Origin of the sequence: Cupriavidus sp. 30B13, from assembly GCF_049059565.2 — a bacterium.
Lineage (GTDB): Bacteria > Pseudomonadota > Gammaproteobacteria > Burkholderiales > Burkholderiaceae > Cupriavidus.
In genome coordinates this window covers 3,549,454-3,566,790 of the sequence record NZ_CP188223.1, presented here as the reverse complement: position 1 = coordinate 3,566,790, position 17,337 = coordinate 3,549,454, and the positions used below count along the sequence as shown (strand labels likewise).

Sequence of the window (17,337 nt, the reverse complement as noted above, 5' to 3'; positions counted from 1 at the left end):
GTGCCCATTTTTCATTGCGGCGGCCAGCGGCCGTCAGGCCTGCGCGCCGTAGTTCGGGTCGTTGCGGTCGATCTCGCCCGGCTTCTTGTCGCCCTTGACGAGGTCTTCGCGCTTGACGCCCAGCCACATGGCCAGCGCCGCGGCGACGAACACCGACGAGTAGATGCCGAACAGGATGCCGACGGTCAGCGCCAGCGCGAAGTAGTGCAGGGTGGGGCCGCCGAAGAAGAACATCGACAGCACCATCATTTCGGTCGAGCCGTGGGTGATGATGGTCCGCGAGATGGTGCTGGTGATCGCATTGTCGATGATCTCGTGCGTGGTCATCTTGCGGTACTTGCGGAAGTTCTCGCGGATCCGGTCGAAGATCACCACCGATTCGTTGACCGAGTAGCCCAGCACCGCCAGGATCGCCGCCAGCACCGACAGCGAGAATTCCCACTGGAAGAAGGCGAAGAAGCCGAGGATGATCACCACGTCGTGCAGGTTGGCGATGACGCCCGCCACCGCGAATTTCCACTCGAAGCGGAACGACAGGTAGATCACGATGCCGGCCACCACGCACAGCAGCGCCAGCAGGCCGTCGGTGGCCAGCTCCTTGCCCACCTGCGGGCCGACGAACTCGACGCGCTGGAGCTTGGCGTCGGGCGTGGCGGCCTGCAGCGCGCCCATGACCTGCTCGCTCTGCTGGGCCGAGGTGACGGGCTTGCCGTCCGGGCCCTTCTGGATCGGCAGGCGGATCATCACGTCGCGCGAGGTGCCGAAGTTCTGCACCTGCACGTCGCTGTAGCCGAGCTTGCCGACCTGGCCGCGGATCTTCTCGAGATCGGCCGTCTGCTGGTAGTTGACCTCCATCACCGTGCCGCCGGTGAACTCGATCGACAGGTGCAGCCCCTTGTGCCAGAGGAAGAACACGGCCGCGGCAAACGTCAGGAAGGAAATCACGTTGAAGACCAACGCGTGCTTCATGAACGGAATGTCGCGCCGGATGCGGAAGAATTCCATGTTGAATCCTGTTCTGTACGGCGGCCCTTGCCGCCGTGCTTATGCTGATTGGCCGCCGCGCGCCGCGCGCGGCAGCCTTGTGCCGTGTTGCCGCTTACTTGGCGACGGTGCCCTGGCTGTCCGAGCCCGGCTTCCAGATCTGGCCGATCGCCACGCCCTGCAGCTTCTTCTTGCGGCCGTACCAGAGGTTGACCAGGCCGCGGTTGAAGAACACCGCCGAGAACATCGAGGTCAGGATGCCCAGGCAGTGCACCACCGCGAAGCCGCGCACCGGGCCCGAGCCGAAGGCCAGCAGCGCCAGGCCGGCGATCAGGGTGGTCACGTTGGAGTCCAGGATGGTGGCCCAGGCGCGGTCGAAGCCGGTGGCGATGGCCATCTGCGGCGAGGCGCCCGCGCGCAGTTCCTCGCGGATGCGCTCGTTGATCAGCACGTTGGCGTCGATGGCCATGCCCAGCACCAGCGCGATGGCGGCGATGCCCGGCAGCGTCAGCGTGGCCTGCAGCATCGACAGCACCGCCACCAGCAGCAGCAGGTTGACGGCCAGCGCGGCCACCGAGAACACGCCGAACAGCATGTAGTACAGCACCATGAAGACGGCGATGGCGCTGAAGCCGTAGGCGACCGAGTCGAAGCCCTTCTGGATGTTGTCCGCGCCCAGCGACGGGCCGATGGTGCGCTCCTCGATGATGTCCATCGGCGCGGCCAGCGAGCCGGCGCGCAGCAGCAGCGCCAGGTCGTTGGCGGCCTCGGTGGAGTACGAGCCGGTGATCTGGAAGCTCGAGCCCAGTTCGGACTGGATGGTCGCCACCGTCAGCACTTCGCCCTTGCCCTTCTCGAACAGCACGATGCCCATCGGCTTGCCGATGTTCTCGCGCGAGACGTCGCGCAGCACGCGCCCGCCCTGGGCGTCGAGCTTGATGTTGACCGAGGGGCGCTGGTTCTGGTCGAAGCCGGCCGAGGCGCTTTCGATGCGGTCGCCGGTGAAGATGACCTGCTTCTTGAGCACCACCGGGGCGCCGTTGCCCTGCGTGAACAGTTCGCTGCCGAACGGGATCGGATCGCCCGGGCGCGGGTTGCGCGGCGCGTCCGGATCGGCCAGGCGCGCCTCCAGCGTGGCGGTGCGGCCGATGATGTCCTTGGCCTTGGCGGTGTCCTGCACGCCCGGCAGCTGGACCACGATGCGGTCCGAGCCCTGCTGCTGGATCACCGGCTCGGCCACGCCGAGCTCGTTCACGCGGTTGTGCAGCGTGGTGATGTTCTGCTTGACCGCCGCGTCCTGCACCGCCCGGCGGGCGGCATCGGTGAACACGCCGGTGAGATTGTTGCCGTCGGCGGTGAAGGCCAGCTCGCGCAGGTTGTCGGCGAGGATGCCGCGCGCCTTGCCCGCGTCGTCCGCGTTGTTGAAGCGCACCGTCAGGCGCTCGCCGTCGCGGTCGATGCCGCCGTGGCGGATGCCCTTGTCGCGCAGCAGCGTGCGCGCGTCGCCGGCCAGGCTGTCGAGCTTCTTGTCGACCGCGCCCTTCATGTCCACCTGCAGCAGGAAGTGCACGCCGCCGCGCAGGTCCAGGCCCAGGTACATCGGCAGCGCGTGCAGCGCGGTCAGCCAGCGCGGCGAGCCCGACAGCAGGTTGAGCGCGACCACGTAGGTGGCGTCGTTGGGGTCGGGGTTGAGCGCGCGCGTCAGCACGTCCTTGGCCTTGAGCTGCTCGTCGGTGGTGCGAAAGCGCGCCTTGACCGAGCCGGTCTGGCCGTTGACGTCGAAGAACATGCCGTCGGGCTGCAGGCTGTTCTGCGCCAGGACCTGCTCGACCTGCTTCTGCGTGGCCAGGTCGACCTTGACCGTGGCCTTGGCCGAGGAGACCTGCACGGCAGGCGCCTCGCCGAAGAAGTTCGGCAGCGTATAGATGATGCCGATGGCCAGCGCCACTAGGATCACGAGGTATTTCCAAAGCGGATAACGATTCATCTTTGGCCAGTCGTTCTGCGGTTGGCGGGGCCGAGAATACCGTCGGACGGTACTGTCAGCGGGGTATCGGGCACCCGCACCGGTTGGCAAACAGCCGCCTGGCATCCACGGACAACCCGGGCTGGATCAGGCGGCTGCAGGGGCACGCGCGCTAATGGCGTGCCGGGAAGGGCGAAAAAGCCGGCGAAAAAGCAGTAAAGCGGTCAAAATGAGCTGCGGGAGCGGCGTCGCGTACGGCGCGCCGCCCGCGGTGCGCGGCTCAGAGGGACTTCAGCGAGCCCTTCGGCAGCACCGTGGTCACGGCGTTCTTCTGCACCGTGATTTCGGTGCCGGCTGCGATCTCCAGCGTCACGTATTGCTCGTTCACCTTGGTCACGCGGCCCAGGATGCCGCCGGCGGTGACGACTTCGTCGTTCTTGGCCAGGGCTTCCAGCATTGCCTTCGATTCCTTCTGGCGCTTCATCTGCGGGCGGATCATGATGAACCACAATACCGCGAACATCAGGATGATGGGCAGGAAACTCATCAGGCCACCCGCCGCGCCGCCGGTGATCCCGGCAGTCTGGGCAAATGCGTTAGAAATCAGCACGTCGCTTCTCCGTCACAAAGTCAATCAGTTAGTCGGTCATTCTACCACCCGCTTGCAACCGCCTTCCATGCCCGATCGGGGCATTTGCGGGGATTTGCGGGTTTGTTCGGGGCGCCTTGCGCGCCGCCCCGGCAGGCGCGCCGGACCCGCGTATTCGACCGGCGTCCGGCGGAAAGTTCCGGGCGCCCGGCGCCTCGCCCCGGGTGCCGCCTACTGCGCTCCGCGCGCGCGGTCCGCGGCAAAGCGCGCGCGGAAGGCTTCGAAACGGTGCTGCTCGATGGCCTCGCGCATCTGGGCCATCAATTGCAGGTAGTAGTGGAGGTTGTGGATGGTGTTCAGGCGCGCGCCCAGGATCTCGCCCACGCGGTGCAGGTGGTGCAGGTAGGCGCGCGAGAAGTTGCGGCAGGTATAGCAGCCGCAGCTCTCGTCGAGCGGCCGCGTGTCGTTGCGGTGGGCCGCGTTCTTGATCTTGACGTCGCCGAAGCGCGTAAACAGCCAGCCGTTGCGCGCGTTGCGGGTGGGCATCACGCAGTCGAACATGTCCACGCCGGCGGCCACGCCGGCGACCAGGTCCTCGGGCGTGCCCACGCCCATCAGGTAGTGCGGCTTGTGCGCCGGCAGGCGCGGCGCCACGTGCTCCAGCACCCGCATCATGTCTTCCTTGGGCTCGCCCACCGACAGCCCGCCGATGGCGTAGCCGTGGAAGTCCAGCTCGGACAGGCCGGCCAGCGATTCGTCGCGCAGGTCCTCGAACATGCCGCCCTGGACGATGCCGAACAGCGCATTGGGGTTGGCCAGGCGGTTGAATTCGTCGATCGAGCGCCTGGCCCAGCGCAGGCTCATGCGCATGGAGGCGGCGGCTTCCTCGTGGGTCGCCGGGCGGTCTTCGATCTCGTAGGGCGTGCACTCGTCGAACTGCATCACGATGTCGGAGTTCAGCGTGCGCTGGATCTGCATCGAGATCTCGGGCGAGAGGAACAGCTTGTCGCCGTTGACCGGCGAGGCGAAGGTCACGCCGTCCTCGGTGATCTTGCGCAGCGCGCCCAGCGAAAACACCTGGAAACCGCCCGAATCGGTCAGGATCGGCTTGTCCCAGCCCATGAAGCGGTGCAGGCCGCCGTGGCTTTCCACCACTTCCAGCCCGGGGCGCAGCCACAGGTGGAAGGTATTGCCGAGGATGATCTGCGAGCCGATCTCGTTGAGTTCGAGCGGCGACATCGCCTTGACCGAGCCGTAGGTGCCGACCGGCATGAAGATCGGGGTCTCGACCACGCCGTGGTTGAGGGTGACGCGGCCGCGGCGGGCATTGCCGTCGGTGGTGAGCAGTTCGAAGTCGAGCATGGCGGATATCCTGGAGTCGGGTTCGGGCTGGCGCGGCGCGCTCAGGGCTGCGGCTGGCGGGTCAGGAACATGGCGTCGCCGTAGCTGAAGAAGCGGTAGCGCTGCGCCACCGCATGGCGGTAGGCGGCGCGGATGGGCTCCACGCCGGCCAGCGCCGACACCAGCATCAGCAGCGTCGACCTGGGCAGGTGGAAATTGGTGATGAGCGCGTCCACCACGCGGAAACGGTAGCCGGGCGTGATGAAGATATCGGTGTCGCCGCGGCCCGCGGCCAGCGTGCCGTCGGCCGCGCCGGCCGATTCCAGCGCGCGCAGCGAAGTGGTGCCGACCGCGATCACGCGGCCGCCGGCGGCGCGCGTCTCGCGCACGGCCCGGGCCAGGTCCTCGGAGATCTCGTACCACTCGGCGTGCATCTTGTGCTCGGCCAGGTTCTCGGTGCGCACCGGCTGGAAGGTGCCGGCGCCCACGTGCAGGGTGAGGAAGCCGCGCCGCATGCCGAGCGCGTCGAGCCGGGCGAACAGCGCTTCGTCGAAATGCAGGCCGGCGGTGGGCGCGGCCACCGCGCCGGGCGCGCGCGCGTAGACGGTCTGGTAGCGCGTCTCGTCGTAGGCGTCGGGGTCGTGGGTGATGTAGGGCGGCAGCGGCAGGCGGCCGTACCGCTCGATCAGGTCCAGCGCCGGCTCGGGGAAGCGCAGCGTGAAGAACTGGTCCACGCGCGGGCCCACGGTGACGTCGAAGGCATCCGCGAGGCGCAGCCGGCTGCCCTCGGGCGGGGTCTTGGAGGCGCGCACCTGGGCCAGCACGCTATGTGCGTCCAGCACCCGCTCGACCAGCACCTCGACCTTGCCGCCGCTGCCCTTGTGGCCGAAGAAGCGCGCCTTGATCACGCGCGTGTCGTTGAATACCAGCAGGTCCGACGGGCGCAGGTAATCCACCACGTCGGCAAAGCCGCGGTCCGCCATGCGCGTGGCGCCGGTCTGCGCGTCGGTTTCCACCACCAGCAGCCGGCTGGCGCCGCGCTCGGGCAGGGCGGTCTGCGCGATCAGTTCAGGCGGAAGCGGGAAATCGAAATCGGACAACGTCAGCATAGGGGGGCGAATACGGGCAAATACGGGCAAAAACGGCTACCGGCCGCGCGGTGGCGCGGCCGGCATAGGTACAATCGGCGAATCCGATATTGTAAGGCTTGAGGCGGCAGCGCCGCCCGGGCGCGCATGATATCGCCTATTTGCCGGCCGATTGCGGCGTTTTGCGCGATCGACGCCGCCGGCGCCAACCCGGACAGGCTTGCCGCCGCCTTCCCTTCGCCACCCCAGCCCGCCCGATGCCAGGAACCGCTCCCGACCCGACCCAGGAAACCACCGACAGCCCCGCGCGCGCCGCGGGCAAGCCGGGGCGGCCGGGCAAGGCCGCGGCGGCCAAGGGCACGGCGGCGGGCAAGCCGTCCTCGGCCATGGCGCGCCTGCACAAGCTCGGCCTCAGGCGCGACGTCGACCTGGTGCTGCACCTGCCGATGCGCTACGAGGACGAGACCACGCTGCTGCCGATCGCCGAGGCGATCCGGCGCGCCGGGCTGGGCCTGGCGGCGCAGGTCGAGGGCGTGGTCACCTCGAACGAGGTCACCTTCCGCCCGCGCCGCCAGATGGTGGTGAAGATCGCCGACGACAGCGGCGAGCTGACGCTGCGCTTCCTCAATTTCTACGGCAGCCAGGCCCAGCAGATGGCCGTGGGGGCCAGCCTGCGCGTGCGCGGCGAGGTGCGCGGCGGCTTCTTCGGCGCCGAGATGGTCCATCCCGCGGTGCGCGCGGTGGCGCCCGGCGAGGCGCTGCCGGACCGCCTCACGCCGGTCTACCCGAGCACCGCCGGCATCCCGCAGGCCTACCTGCGCAAGGCCATCGGCGGCGCGCTGGGCCGCACGCCGCTGCCCGAGACGCTGCCCCAGCCGGTGCTGCAGGGCCCGCTGGCGCAGCTCAAGCTGCGGCCGCTGCCGGAGTGCCTGCGCCTGCTGCACGCGCCGCCGCAGGAGGTGGACGAGCACGCGCTGACCGAGCGCTCGCACCCGGCCTGGCAGCGCATCAAGTTCGACGAGCTGCTGGCCCAGCAGCTCTCGCTCAAGCGCTCGCAGGCCGCGCGCCGCGACAAGAGCGCGCCGCCGATGCCGCGCCGCGCCGGCGGACTGCTCAGCGCTTTCCTGGACGCGCTGCCGTTCAGGCTCACCGGCGCGCAGCAGCGCGTGGTGGAAGAGATCGCCGCCGACATGGGCGCGCCGCACCCGATGCACCGCCTGCTGCAGGGCGACGTCGGCAGCGGCAAGACCATCGTCGCCGCGCTGGCGGCCTGCCAGGCCATCGACGCCGGCTACCAGGCCGCGCTGATGGCGCCCACCGAGATCCTGGCCGAGCAGCATTTCCGCAAGCTCTCGGCGTGGCTGGAGCCGCTCGGCGTGCCGGTGGTGTGGCTGGCCGGCAGCCTCAAGGCGCGCGCCAAGCGCGAGGCCGCGGCGCGGGTGGAGTCGGGCGAGGCCCGGCTGGTCATCGGCACCCACGCGCTGATCCAGGACAGCGTGAAGTTCGCCCGGCTGGGGCTGTCGGTGGTGGACGAGCAGCACCGCTTCGGCGTGGCCCAGCGCCTGGCGCTGCGCGGCAAGGCGGAGGCCGAGCCCGCGGCGGCGCCCGCGCGCGGCCGCGCGGCCGCCGAGACCGTGCCGCACCAACTGATGATGTCGGCCACGCCGATCCCGCGCACGCTGGCCATGACCTACTACGCCGATCTCGACGTCTCGGTGATCGACGAGCTGCCGCCCGGGCGCAGCCCGGTGGTGACGCGGCTGGTCAACGACGCGCGCCGCGACGAGGTGATCGGGCGCGTGCACCACGCCGCCGCCGACGGCCGCCAGGTCTACTGGGTCTGCCCGCTGATCGAGGAAAGCGAAGCCTTGCAGTTGCAGACCGCCGTGGAAACCTACGAAACCCTGGTGGCGGCCCTGCCCGAGCTCAAGGTGGGGCTGGTGCACGGCCGCCTGCCGCCGGCCGAGAAGGCCGCGGTGATGGGCGACTTCATCGCCAACCGCCTGCAGGTGCTGGTGGCCACCACCGTGATCGAGGTCGGGGTGGACGTGCCCAATGCCTCGCTGATGGTGATCGAGCATGCCGAGCGCTTTGGCCTGGCGCAGTTGCACCAGCTGCGCGGCCGGGTGGGGCGCGGCAGCGCCGAATCGGTCTGCCTGCTGATGTACCAGGCGCCGCTGTCGCCCACCGCGAAGGAGCGCCTGGCCACCATGCGCGAAACCACCGACGGCTTCGAGATCGCCCGGCGCGACCTGCAGATCCGCGGCCCCGGCGAATTCCTCGGCGCGCGCCAGTCCGGCGAGGCGATGCTGCGCTTCGCCGACCTGGAAACCGATGCCTGGCTGGTCGACTACGCCCGGGAAGCCGCCGAGCTGATGCTGGCGCATTACCCCGAGGCGGTGGAGGCCCACCTGCTGCGCTGGCTTGGCGGGCGCGAGCACTTCCTCAAGGCCTGAGCTGCCAAAAGCCGGCGGTTCTGCACCAAGAAGATGCCCGGCCGCCACCTGCCGGGGCGCCGGAGCCGCGTATGCGCCGCATCGAAGGCGGGCTCTGACAGAACCGTGAATCGAAGGTAAAATCTATCGCCTAACGGGAATTGATAAGTCATGACGCTCACCGAACTCAAGTACATCGTCGCCGTGGCGCGCGAGCGCCATTTCGGCCGGGCGGCGGAAGCCTGCTTCGTGTCGCAGCCGACCCTGTCGGTCGCTATCAAGAAGCTGGAAGACGAGCTCAATGTGCAGATTTTCGAGCGCGGCACCTCCGAGGTGTCGGTGACGCCCATCGGCGAGCAGATCGTGGCGCAGGCCCAGCGCGTGCTCGAGCAGACCATGGCCATCCGCGAGATCGCCAAGCAGGGCAAGGACCCGCTGGCCGGGCCGCTGCGCCTGGGGGTGATCTACACCATCGGCCCCTACCTGCTGCCGTCGCTGGTCAAGCAAATGATCCAGACCGTGCCGCAGATGCCGCTGATGCTGCAGGAGAACTACACGGTCAAGCTGATCGAGCTGCTCAAGCAGGGCGAGATCGACTGCGCCATCATGGCCGAGCCGTTCGCCGACTCCGGCCTCACGGTGCAGCCGCTCTACGACGAGCCGTTCGTGGTGGCGGTGCCGCGCGGCCACCAGCTCGAGAACGCCGGCCACGTCGATCCCGACGAGCTCAAGCAGCAGACCATGCTGCTGCTGGGCAGCGGCCACTGCTTCCGCGACCAGGTGCTGGGCGTGTGCCCGGAGCTGTCGCGCTTCTCGCAGGCCGCCGACGGCATCCAGAAGACCTTCGAAGGCTCCTCGCTGGAAACCATCCGCCACATGGTGGCCAGCGGCGTCGGCATCACGGTGCTGCCGCGCACTTCGGTGCCCGACCTCAAGCCGGGCAAGAACGACCTGCTGGCCTACGTGCCGTTTACCGACCCGGTGCCCGACCGGCGCGTGGTGCTGGCCTGGCGCAAGAGCTTCACCCGCCTGCCGGCCATGGAAGCGCTGCGCCGCGCGGTGGCCGCGTGCGAGCTGCCCGGCGTGAGCAAGCTGGCCGCCAAGGAGCTGGCCGAAGCCGCCTGAGCCGGCCTCTGCATCCCCGTCCGGGGCGGGTGTCCTGCCCGTCCCGGCGTTTTCTCCCTTCCCCGTTTCCGCTGATTTCCCGGTATCGCCCGGTCGACATAGGTGACGCCTATTTCATAGTTAGAAATTATTGAATTTCTAATTTAATAGATTGTCCGTAGACTGCCTCCATCGACACATTGCGTGCCGATCATCCAAGGGAGCCGCAGATGAACAGCATTGAATCCACCGACCAGGGCAATCTCCTGCGCACGCTGGCAGGCGCGGTGGCCGATTGCCTTGCCTGTTACGCCCGGGTGTACTGAAATTACCCAGCGGCCTGCCAAGCCGGTTCCCCCAGCCAGAACTTCCCGATCACCCACAAAAAGAGGTCATGATGAGCAAGGACAAGGACATTCTCACCACCGGCGCGGGCGCGCCGGTCGCCGACAACCAGAATTCCCAGACCGCCGGCCCGCGCGGTCCCATGTTGCTGCAGGACGTGTGGTTCCTCGAGAAACTCGCTCACTTCGACCGCGAGGTCATTCCCGAGCGGCGCGTGCACGCCAAGGGCTCCGGCGCCCACGGTACCTTCACCGTCACGCAGGACATCAGCAAGTACAGCAAGGCCTCGGTATTTGCCCAGGTCGGCAAGCAGACGCCGGTCTTCATGCGCTTTTCCACCGTGGCCGGCGAGCGCGGCGCGGCCGATGCCGAGCGCGACGTGCGCGGCTTCTCGATCAAGTTCTACACCGACGAAGGCAACTGGGACGTGGTCGGCAACAACACGCCGGTGTTCTTCGTGCGCGACCCGCTCAAGTTCCCCGACTTCATCCACACTCAGAAACGCAACCCGCACACCAACCTGCGCGACCCCATCGCCGTGTGGGACTTCTGGTCGCGCCACCCCGAATCGCTGCACCAGGTCACCATCCTGATGAGCGACCGCGGCCTGCCGCAGAACTACCGCCAGATCCACGGCTTCGGCTCGCACACGTATTCGTTCATCAACGCGGCCAACGAGCGCTTCTGGGTCAAGTTCCACTTCAAGTCGGCACAGGGCATCGCCAACTGGACCAACGAGGAAGCGGCCAAGGTGGTGGCGAGCGACCGCGAAAGCGCCCAGCGCGACCTGTTCGAGAACATCGAAAAGGGCAACTTCCCGCGCTGGAACGTGCGCGTGCAGATCATGCCGGAGGCCGACGCCGCCAAGTACCACCTCAACCCGTTCGACCTCACCAAGGTGTGGCCGCACAAGGATTACCCGCTGATCGACGTGGGCGTGCTGGAGCTCAACCGCAATCCGGACAACTACTTCGCCGAAGTCGAGCAGGTGGCGATGAACCCGGCCAACGTGGTGCCCGGCATCGGCTTCTCGCCCGACAAGATGCTGCAGGGCCGGCTGTTCTCGTACGGCGACACGCAGCGCTACCGCCTGGGCGTGAACCACAACCAGATCCCGGTGAACGCGCCGAAAGTGCCGGTGTACAACACCTACCACCGCGACGGCGCGATGCGGGTGGACGGCAACCAGGGCGGCAAGCTGAACTACGAGCCCAACCGCGAAGGCGCCTTCGCATCCAGCGAACGCGCCATCGAACCGCCGCTGGCGCTCGACGGGCAGGCCGCCGACCACTGGGACCACCGCGTCGACGGCGACTACTACAGCCAGCCCGGCGCGCTGTTCCGCCTGTTCGACGAGGCGCAGCGCCAGCGCCTGTACTCGAACATCGCGGCCGCCATGCAGGGCGTGCCCGAAGAGATCGTGCGCGTGCAGATCGAGCACTTCACCAAGGCCGACCCGGCCTACGGCGAAGGCGTCAAGCGCGCGCTCAACCTGAAGTAACGAAGCCGCGCCGTCCCGCCGCCGCCCGGAGGCGCGGGCGGGACGGCAACGCAGGACCAGGAGAACCATCATGGCCATGATCGACATGTTCGTCAGCGAATTGCAGCAACTGCGCCACGACGCGCACGACCGGGGCGGCCGCGCCGATGCCGCGCGCCTGCAGCGCAAGCTGTGGCGCAAGGAAATCGGCATGGCGGTGATCGCGCTGGGTGCGGCCGCGATGTTCCTGGACGCGGCCCGGACTTTGTCGGGCGGTTTGTCGGTCTTCGGCGGGTGATGCCATAATGTGCGGGTTGTGCCGCGTTTTCCGTAGCGCGGCAGTTCTCGTGGCCACCCCCGGATTTGGAGCGTACCTATCATGGCAAAGAAGAATGAGATGAGCGTCAACATCGGCATTTCGGACAAAGAACGCAAGAAGATCGCAGAAGGCCTGTCGAAGCTGCTGGCGGACACCTACACGCTCTATCTCAAGACCCATAACTTCCACTGGAACGTCACGGGTCCGATGTTCAACACGCTGCACCTGATGTTCGAAACCCAGTACACCGAACTGGCGCTGGCGGTGGACTCCATCGCCGAGCGCATCCGCGCGCTGGGCTACCCGGCGCCGGGCACCTACAAGGAATACGCCCGCCTGTCGTCGATCGCCGAGGAAGAGGGCGTGCCCGAAGCCACCGAGATGATCCGCAAGCTGGTCGAAGGCCAGGAAGCCGTGGTGCGCACCGCGCGCTCGCTGTTCCCGGTGATCGACGCCGCCGGCGACGAGCCCTCGGCCGACCTGCTGACCCAGCGCATGCAGACGCACGAAAAGACCGCATGGATGCTGCGCTCGATGCTGGCCTGAGCGCCGCCGAAGGCCGGCGTCGGCGGCCCGTCGATGCCCGGCCGGGCGTCGCGCGGCTGTCGTCCGGGCGCCCGCGCCGGCTCAGCTGACCGCCGGCCGCCTCGCGCGCCTCGACCGGTACCGGCTACCGGCTCGAGGCGCGTTTTTCGTTCAAAGTCCCAGCTTTTCCGTCCGCCCTGCGCAGCGCGGACCCTTGCCATGCTCGAACGCCTCGCCCTGTACGCGCGCCTCGTGCGCATCGACAAGCCCATCGGCACGCTGCTGCTGCTGTGGCCCACGCTGTGGGCGCTGTGGATGGCGGCCGGCGGCCCGCCCGCCTGGGGCCTGTTCTGGATCTTCTTCGCCGGCACCTTCCTGATGCGCTCGGCCGGCTGCGCCATGAACGACTGGGCCGACCGCGACTTCGACAAGCACGTCAAGCGCACCAGGGAGCGCCCGCTCACGGCGGGCAAGATCGCCGCGTGGGAAGCCATCGCGGTGGCGGCGGTGCTGGCGCTGCTGGCCTTCGTGCTGGTCCTGCCGCTCAACGCGCTGACCAGGTGGCTGGCGGTGGCGGCGGCCATCATCGCCGCCACCTATCCGTTCTTCAAGCGCTTCTTCGCCATCCCGCAGGCTTATCTCGGCATCGCCTTCGGCTTCGGCATCCCGATGGCCTTCGCCGCGGTGCGGGGCGAGGTGCCGGCGGTGGCGTGGATCATGCTGCTGGCCAATGTGTTCTGGGCGGTGGCCTACGACACCGCCTACGCCATGGTCGACCGCGACGACGACCTGCTGATCGGCATGAAGACCTCGGCCATCACCTTCGGCCGCTTCGACGTGGCGGCCATCATGCTCTGTTATGCGGCCTTCCTCGGCCTGATGGCGTGGGCCGGCGCCCGGCTCGGGCTGGGCTGGCCTTACTGGGCGGGGCTGGCGGCCGCGGCCGGCTGCGCGGCCTATCACTACACGCTGATCCGCGGCCGCGACCGCATGCGCTGCTTCGCGGCGTTCCGGCACAACAACTGGCTGGGCGCGTTCGTGTTCGCCGGGACGGCGGCGGCCTACGCGCTGCGCTGATTCCTGGGCTTTGGGTTTGCTCCCCTCCCGCTTGCGGGAGAGGGGGCGTGGGCTTGCAAATGCTGCCGTGCCGGAAAAAACCGTCGGCTCCGTTCATGGCTCCGGGTTTGCGCCACCATTTCTCGCGCCTTCCGCTCAATCCTTGCCGAACTCCGCGCCCATCTCGGTCGCGCGCGCGGCCGCCGCGTGCATGGCTTTCACGAAAGCGTCGCCGATGCCCGCGGCCTGCATCGACGTCAGCGCCGCGTAGGTCGTGCCGCCCTTGGACGTCACGCGCTCGCGCAGCACGCTGACCGGCTCCGCCGACTGCGCGGCCAGCGCCGCGGCGCCGCGGAAGGTCTCCACCGCCAGCGCGCGTCCCTGCGCGGCGCTCAGGCCCAGTTCGGCGGCGGCCTTCTCCATCGCCTCGATAAAGTAGAAGACATAGGCCGGGCCGCTGCCGGAGATGGCGGTGACGGCGTCGATCTGCGCGTCGCCCTCCACCCACTCGCACTTGCCCACCGCTTCGGCCAGCGCGCCGGCGACCGCGCGGTCGCGCTCGCCCAGGCCGGGCGCGGCGGCGAGTCCCGTCATGCCGAGGCCGGCCAGCGCCGGGGTGTTCGGCATGGCGCGCACCAGGCGCGGGTGGCCGCCGAACCAGCGCTGCATGTCGGACAGGCGGATGCCGGCGGCCACGCTGACGATCAGGTTGTCGGCGAGGTACGGCGCCAGCGACGCGGCGGCGTCGCGGAACTGCTGCGGCTTGACCGCCAGCACCAGCACGTCGCTGGCGCCGAAGGCGGCGTCGGGCGTGCCCGACGCATGCACGCCATGGTCGCGCCGCAGGCGCGCCCGGGCATCCTCGAACGGATCGACCACGCGGATCGAGGTGGCGGGCACGCCGCGGGCGATCAGGCCGCCGATCAGGGCGGTGGCCATGTTGCCGCCGCCGAGGAAGCCGAAGGTGAGGGTGTCGAGCATCGGTTGTCTCTGTTTCTTGCTGGAAGGGGAAAGGGCCACCGCAGGGGGGCGGGGGTGTTCAGCCGTGGGCGACGGGCGCCGCGCCGGCCGCCTGCGGCGCGCGGCCGTAGTCGCGTCCGCCGAAGATCGCGGTGCCGATGCGCACCAGGGTGGCGCCTTCGGCGATGGCGGCTTCCATGTCCGCGGACATGCCCATCGACAGGGTGTCCACGTCCAGGCCTTGCGCCCGCAGCGCGGCGAGCAGCGCGCGCATGGCGGCGAACGGCCGGCGCTGCGCGGCCACGTCCGCGGCCGGCTCGGGAATCGCCATCAGCCCGCGCAGCCGCAGCCCGGGCAGCGCCGCCACCGCGCGCGCCAGCGCGGGCACTTCTTCAGGTGCCACCCCGCTCTTGCTGGCTTCGCCGCTGATATTGACCTGCAGGCAGACCTGCAGCGGCGGCAGTTCTGCCGGGCGCTGCGCCGACAGCCGCTCGGCGATGCGCAGGCGGTCCACCGCGTGGACCCAGTCGAAGCGCTCGGCCACGATGCGCGTCTTGTTGCTTTGCAGGGGACCGATGAAATGCCAGCTGATGGCGGCGCGCAGGTCGGCCAGCTGCGCGATCTTGTCGGCGCCTTCCTGCACGTAGTTTTCGCCGAAAGCGCGCTGGCCGGCATCGAAGGCGGCCCGCACGGCATCCGCCGGGAAGGTCTTGGAAACCGCCAGCAGGGTGACGTCGGCGGCCACCCGTCCGGCCTGTTGTGCGGCTGCCGCGATGCGCCGGTGCACGGCTTGCAAGTTGGCGGCGATTACAGACATAATCCGGCGAACATATCAAGAAGTACAACAAAGTACGACAAAAATAGGGTGGGGTCATTATAGATGGACATCGCGCAGCTATTGGCTTTCGCCGTCAAGAACAAGGCGTCCGATCTTCATCTGTCCGCGGACATGCCGCCGATGGTCCGCATCCACGGCGACATGCGCCGCATCAACGTGGCCGCGATGGCGCACAAGGATGTCCACGCCATGGTGTACGACATCATGAGCGACACCCAGCGCAAACAGTATGAAGAACGCCTGGAGATCGACTTCTCGTTCGAGATCGCCGGCCTCTCGCGCTTCCGGGTCAACGCGTACAACACGCAGCGCGGCGCGGCCGCGGTGTTCCGGACCATTCCCTCCAAGGTGCTGACGCTGGAAGACCTGCGCGCGCCGGCGGTGTTCGCCGACCTGTGCATGAAGCCGCGCGGCCTGGTGCTGGTGACCGGGCCCACCGGCTCGGGCAAGTCCACCACGCTGGCGGCGATGGTGGACCACCGCAACGACCACGACATGGGCCACATCCTCACCGTGGAGGACCCGATCGAGTTCGTGCACACCTCCAAGAAGAGCCTGATCAACCAGCGCGAGCTGGGGCCGCACACGCACTCGTTCGCCAACGCGCTGCGCTCGGCCCTGCGCGAGGATCCGGACGTGGTGCTGGTGGGCGAGCTGCGCGACCTGGAAACCATCCGCCTGGCGCTGACCGCGGCGGAAACCGGCCACCTGGTGTTCGCCACGCTGCACACCAGCTCGGCGGCCAAGACCATCGACCGTATCGTCGACGTGTTCCCGCCCGAGGAAAAGGACATGGTGCGCACCATGCTGTCCGAATCGCTCGAGGCGGTGATCTCGCAGACGCTGCTCAAGACGCGCGACGGCAACGGCCGCACCGCCGCGCATGAGATCATGATCGCCACGCCGGCCATCCGCCACCTGATCCGCGAGAACAAGATCGCGCAGATGTACTCGATGATGCAGACCAGCAGCGGGCTCGGCATGCAGACGCTGGACCAGTGCCTGTCGGACCTGATCAAGCGCGGGCTGATCGGCTACAACGACGCGCGCGCCATCGCCAAGAACCCCGACTCCTTCGCGGGCTGACGCCGGCCGCGCAACCGAACGACGCCGTACCCGGCGTACCCGAACCAGGTGACCGCCATGCTCGACCGCGACTCCGCCGCCAAGTACATCAACGACCTGCTCGAGCTGATGGTGAACAACCGCGGCTCGGACCTGTTCATCACCGCCGAATTCCCGCCCGCGATCAAGGTCGACGGCAAGATCACGCCGGTCTCGCAGCAGCCGCTCATCCCGGCCCAGGCGCTGGGCCTGGTGCGCTCCATCATGAACGAGCGCCAGATCGCCGAGTTCGACGGCACCCACGAGTGCAACTTCGCCATCTCGGTGCCCAACGCCGGGCGCTTCCGCGTCTCGGCCTTCATCCAGCAGGGCAAGGCGGGCATGGTGGTGCGGACCATCAACACGCGCATCCCGTCGGTGGACGACCTCGACCTGCCGCAGACGCTGCACGACATCGTGATGGCCAAGCGCGGCCTGGTGATCGTCACCGGCGCCACCGGCTCGGGCAAGTCGACCTCGCTGGCGGCCATGCTCGACCACCGCAACGCGCATTCGTACGGGCACATCATCACCATCGAGGACCCGATCGAATACGTGCACGCGCACCAGAACTGCATCGTCACGCAGCGCGAGGTGGGCATCGACACCGACTCCTGGCACATCGCGCTGAAGAACACGCTGCGCCAGGCGCCCGACGTGATCCTGATCGGCGAGATCCGCGACCGCGAGACCATGGAGTACGCGATGCAGTACGCCGAGACCGGCCACCTGTGCCTGGCCACGCTGCACGCCAACAACGCCAACCAGGCCATCGACCGCATCGTCAACTTCTTCCCGGAGGAAAAGCGCCAGCAACTGCTGATCGACCTGTCGCTCAACCTCAAGGCGATGATCTCGCAGCGGCTGCTGCCGCGCCAGGGCCAGAAGGGCCGCGTGCCGGCCGTGGAAATCATGATCGGCACGCCGCTGGTGGCCGACCTGATCTTCAAGGGCGAGATCCACGCGCTCAAGGAAGTCATCAAGAAATCGCGCGAGCAGGGCATGGTCTCGTTCGACCAGGCGCTGTTCGATCTCTACGAGTCCGGCAAGATCAGCTACGAAGACGCGCTGAAGAATGCCGACTCGCTCAACGACCTGCGCCTGATGATCAAGCTGCACGGCTCGCGCGACCGCGAAAGCGACCTCGGCGCCGGCACCGAGCATCTCAACGTCATCTGAAGCCGGCGCGCCGCGCGGGCCAAC

At 68.3% G+C, this 17,337-nt stretch carries 15 protein-coding genes; 8 read left to right on the top strand and 7 right to left on the bottom strand.

Translation table 11 applies throughout. From position 1 onward, the window contains the following. Positions 1–33: 33 nt before the first annotated feature. From secF to queA, 5 genes are all read right to left on the bottom strand, one after another. Positions 34–1,005 carry a protein translocase subunit SecF gene (secF, locus tag ACKI2N_RS16345; RefSeq protein ID WP_420993508.1) on the bottom strand — a complete coding sequence of 324 codons (972 nt, stop codon included), beginning with the start codon at positions 1,003–1,005 and terminating at the stop codon, positions 34–36. Positions 1,006–1,099: 94 nt separating this feature from the next. Beyond that, positions 1,100–2,971, bottom strand: a complete 1,872-nt coding sequence (gene secD, locus ACKI2N_RS16340) for a protein translocase subunit SecD (protein WP_420993509.1) — start codon at positions 2,969–2,971, stop codon at positions 1,100–1,102. Positions 2,972–3,230: 259 nt separating this feature from the next. Further along, on the bottom strand, positions 3,231–3,560 hold the full coding sequence (gene yajC / locus ACKI2N_RS16335; RefSeq protein WP_420993510.1) for a preprotein translocase subunit YajC: 330 nt from the start codon (positions 3,558–3,560) through the stop codon (positions 3,231–3,233). Between the two features lie 210 nt (positions 3,561–3,770). Beyond that, on the bottom strand, positions 3,771–4,901 hold the full coding sequence (gene tgt / locus ACKI2N_RS16330) for a tRNA guanosine(34) transglycosylase Tgt (RefSeq protein ID WP_420993511.1): 1,131 nt from the start codon (positions 4,899–4,901) through the stop codon (positions 3,771–3,773). A 41-nt stretch (positions 4,902–4,942) separates the two neighbouring features. Continuing rightward, positions 4,943–5,989 carry a tRNA preQ1(34) S-adenosylmethionine ribosyltransferase-isomerase QueA gene (queA, locus tag ACKI2N_RS16325; protein WP_420993512.1) on the bottom strand — a complete coding sequence of 349 codons (1,047 nt, stop codon included), beginning with the start codon at positions 5,987–5,989 and terminating at the stop codon, positions 4,943–4,945. A 236-nt stretch (positions 5,990–6,225) separates the two neighbouring features. Here queA and recG point away from each other — a divergent pair, with 236 nt between their 5' ends. From recG to ubiA, 6 genes are all read left to right on the top strand, one after another. Continuing rightward, positions 6,226–8,424 carry an ATP-dependent DNA helicase RecG gene (gene recG, locus ACKI2N_RS16320; protein WP_420993513.1) on the top strand — a complete coding sequence of 733 codons (2,199 nt, stop codon included), beginning with the start codon at positions 6,226–6,228 and terminating at the stop codon, positions 8,422–8,424. A gap of 150 nt (positions 8,425–8,574) precedes the next feature. After that, positions 8,575–9,528 carry a LysR substrate-binding domain-containing protein gene (locus ACKI2N_RS16315; RefSeq protein ID WP_420993514.1) on the top strand — a complete coding sequence of 318 codons (954 nt, stop codon included), beginning with the start codon at positions 8,575–8,577 and terminating at the stop codon, positions 9,526–9,528. Between the two features lie 376 nt (positions 9,529–9,904). Beyond that, a complete protein-coding gene (locus ACKI2N_RS16310) occupies positions 9,905–11,353 on the top strand; it encodes a catalase (protein ID WP_420993717.1) in 1,449 nt (482 codons plus the stop codon). A gap of 70 nt (positions 11,354–11,423) precedes the next feature. Next, positions 11,424–11,630 carry a hypothetical protein gene (locus ACKI2N_RS16305; RefSeq protein ID WP_420993515.1) on the top strand — a complete coding sequence of 69 codons (207 nt, stop codon included), beginning with the start codon at positions 11,424–11,426 and terminating at the stop codon, positions 11,628–11,630. 81 nt (positions 11,631–11,711) lie between these two features. Next, a complete protein-coding gene (locus ACKI2N_RS16300; protein ID WP_017226651.1) occupies positions 11,712–12,197 on the top strand; it encodes a Dps family protein in 486 nt (161 codons plus the stop codon). A gap of 198 nt (positions 12,198–12,395) precedes the next feature. Continuing rightward, positions 12,396–13,253, top strand: a complete 858-nt coding sequence (gene ubiA / locus ACKI2N_RS16295; RefSeq protein ID WP_420993516.1) for a 4-hydroxybenzoate octaprenyltransferase — start codon at positions 12,396–12,398, stop codon at positions 13,251–13,253. Between the two features lie 135 nt (positions 13,254–13,388). On the opposite strand, the gene proC is transcribed toward ubiA, so the two are convergent. Both proC and ACKI2N_RS16285 read right to left on the bottom strand, forming a co-directional pair. Further along, positions 13,389–14,213 (bottom strand): pyrroline-5-carboxylate reductase, encoded by an 825-nt coding sequence (proC, locus tag ACKI2N_RS16290; protein WP_420993517.1) that lies wholly within the window; start codon positions 14,211–14,213, stop codon positions 13,389–13,391. Between the two features lie 58 nt (positions 14,214–14,271). Beyond that, positions 14,272–15,009, bottom strand: a complete 738-nt coding sequence (locus ACKI2N_RS16285; protein WP_420993518.1) for a YggS family pyridoxal phosphate-dependent enzyme — start codon at positions 15,007–15,009, stop codon at positions 14,272–14,274. Between the two features lie 63 nt (positions 15,010–15,072). Between ACKI2N_RS16285 and ACKI2N_RS16280 the strand changes: the two genes are divergently transcribed. Both ACKI2N_RS16280 and ACKI2N_RS16275 read left to right on the top strand, forming a co-directional pair. Then, complete coding sequence (locus ACKI2N_RS16280; protein WP_420993519.1) at positions 15,073–16,116, top strand: type IV pilus twitching motility protein PilT; 1,044 nt, start codon at positions 15,073–15,075, stop codon at positions 16,114–16,116. 57 nt (positions 16,117–16,173) lie between these two features. Further along, positions 16,174–17,313 (top strand): PilT/PilU family type 4a pilus ATPase, encoded by a 1,140-nt coding sequence (locus ACKI2N_RS16275; RefSeq protein WP_420993520.1) that lies wholly within the window; start codon positions 16,174–16,176, stop codon positions 17,311–17,313. Positions 17,314–17,337 lie beyond the last annotated feature (24 nt).

Excerpts from the sequence above, each read along its gene's own strand:
- secF (WP_420993508.1), bottom strand. The coding sequence starts at position 1,005 with ATGGAATTCTTCCGCATCCGGCGCGACATTCCGTTCATGAAGCACGCG.
- queA (WP_420993512.1), bottom strand. The coding sequence starts at position 5,989 with ATGCTGACGTTGTCCGATTTCGATTTCCCGCTTCCGCCTGAACTGATC.
- ACKI2N_RS16315 (WP_420993514.1), top strand. The coding sequence starts at position 8,575 with ATGACGCTCACCGAACTCAAGTACATCGTCGCCGTGGCGCGCGAGCGC.
- proC (WP_420993517.1), bottom strand. The coding sequence starts at position 14,213 with ATGCTCGACACCCTCACCTTCGGCTTCCTCGGCGGCGGCAACATGGCC.
- ACKI2N_RS16310 (WP_420993717.1), top strand. The coding sequence starts at position 9,905 with ATGAGCAAGGACAAGGACATTCTCACCACCGGCGCGGGCGCGCCGGTC.
- ACKI2N_RS16305 (WP_420993515.1), top strand. The coding sequence starts at position 11,424 with ATGGCCATGATCGACATGTTCGTCAGCGAATTGCAGCAACTGCGCCAC.
- ACKI2N_RS16285 (WP_420993518.1), bottom strand. The coding sequence starts at position 15,009 with ATGTCTGTAATCGCCGCCAACTTGCAAGCCGTGCACCGGCGCATCGCG.
- ACKI2N_RS16300 (WP_017226651.1), top strand. The coding sequence starts at position 11,712 with ATGGCAAAGAAGAATGAGATGAGCGTCAACATCGGCATTTCGGACAAA.
- secD (WP_420993509.1), bottom strand. The coding sequence starts at position 2,971 with ATGAATCGTTATCCGCTTTGGAAATACCTCGTGATCCTAGTGGCGCTG.
- recG (WP_420993513.1), top strand. The coding sequence starts at position 6,226 with ATGCCAGGAACCGCTCCCGACCCGACCCAGGAAACCACCGACAGCCCC.
- ACKI2N_RS16280 (WP_420993519.1), top strand. The coding sequence starts at position 15,073 with ATGGACATCGCGCAGCTATTGGCTTTCGCCGTCAAGAACAAGGCGTCC.
- ACKI2N_RS16275 (WP_420993520.1), top strand. The coding sequence starts at position 16,174 with ATGCTCGACCGCGACTCCGCCGCCAAGTACATCAACGACCTGCTCGAG.
- tgt (WP_420993511.1), bottom strand. The coding sequence starts at position 4,901 with ATGCTCGACTTCGAACTGCTCACCACCGACGGCAATGCCCGCCGCGGC.
- ubiA (WP_420993516.1), top strand. The coding sequence starts at position 12,396 with ATGCTCGAACGCCTCGCCCTGTACGCGCGCCTCGTGCGCATCGACAAG.